This is a genomic window from Rhodopirellula europaea 6C (assembly GCF_000338295.1).
Lineage (GTDB): Bacteria > Planctomycetota > Planctomycetia > Pirellulales > Pirellulaceae > Rhodopirellula > Rhodopirellula europaea.
In genome coordinates, this window is the sequence record NZ_ANMO01000145.1 from 1 (window position 1) to 1,385 (window position 1,385).

The 1,385-nt window shown below is 56.8% G+C and carries 1 protein-coding gene and 2 pseudogenes; all 3 read left to right on the forward strand.

Going from position 1 to position 1,385, the window contains the following annotated elements:
• Positions 1-552 (forward strand): annotated as a pseudogene (locus RE6C_RS15560) (hypothetical protein); the annotation flags it as partial.
• 124 nt (positions 553-676) lie between these two features.
• Complete coding sequence (locus tag RE6C_RS15565) at positions 677-1,138, forward strand: hypothetical protein (protein WP_008657981.1); 462 nt, start codon at positions 677-679, stop codon at positions 1,136-1,138.
• 61 nt (positions 1,139-1,199) lie between these two features.
• Positions 1,200-1,385, forward strand: a pseudogene (locus RE6C_RS15570) (DUF2007 domain-containing protein); the annotation flags it as partial.

A 1,385-nucleotide genomic window follows, 5' to 3' on the forward strand; every position in this document is an offset into this window, starting at 1 on the left:
TACACGAAGTTCGACGAAGACTGCGACTACGTCCACCATTTTTGTACGCTTCGTGCAAACAAGTCACTGCAGGGCAAAGACCGTTGGAGTGGATTCGGTGGAGCCGGGTTGTTGCCAGATGGAAAGGAGCGTTTCTCAACCGCCATTGAACCGTGGGGGAATTGGGGCAAGTGGTCTCCGCCAGGACGCTGGAACTTTTACAGCTACTGGCACACGATGAAAGCGAGCCCCGACGGCAAATACTGGGGCAACGGATTTCGCCCGAAATCACAACCGAACATTCAGCGTGGCGATTGGATTTGTGTTGAGTTCATGATTCAGCACAACACGCCCGGAGAGAACGATGGCCAGCAAGCCTACTGGATCGACGGTGAGCTGCGTGGGCATTGGACAGGTTTCAACTGGCGAACAAGCCCCACGCTATTTGCCAACGCATTGACGCTGGAAAGCTATGTAACAGATCGCTGGACCAAGCAATCCGAGAACATCGTCTACTTCGACAACGTTGTCATCGCGAAGAGCTACATTGGCCCTTCGAGACCGAATCGGTAATCGTCCGCGGTCGGTTCTCTGCAAAGGCTTGGCATTGGACTCGCCCTTCTCGAGGCGGCGGGCCACGGTACCTTGATGCAATTCAAAATCGAACCGAAACCATGCAATCGAGAGCCGAAAACCGATGGGACAACTTCAGGATGTGGGCGAAGCCGATGGCTGGCGATGCTGGTTGTGCGACGAACCGGTGGATCCCGACATGTCGCCCAACGACCCTCGCGGTGCGAGCTTGGACACACGCATCAGCAAGGGCCGAGCCAAGAAAAAGAAACAGGACAAAGGTGACCTGCCGACCGAACGCTTGGCTCACAAGAGTTGCAACACCGGCAAAGGCTCGAACGATTCAGTCGTGCCTTGGCCGGATCATCTCATCGTTGTCGATCCGGCTCCGATCACTGCTGCAGCCGAGCGGCTGCAGCGAAAAGGTGGTCGCGAGGCGATGGCTCGTTGCCCGACCCGCGAAGATGCCGACGCGGTAGCCGAGTGGCTCGTCGATCGACTTTCACGGCTCGCACCGGGGCTGAAAGTGCAAACGGAAATCACCAACACCGGCGGCCAGCACTTAGTCAGCTTGCGGACCAATTAGGATTGTCTAACTGAACTTCTCGACAACTGTGATCGCCCGAACACCGCGGAGAGGATGCCAAATGAAAGACGGTTCTGAAACGCCATCGTCGCCCGAGCCTCACGATGCAGAGACACTTGCCACACCGACGCTTGCCTACACCGCCAGCGGCAACTTGGAAGCTCACGCAATCGTCACTTGGCTGCAATCCAACGGTGTCCGTGCTTATGCGGTCGAAGACAACTCGGGTGTGAGCCTGTTTGCGTTC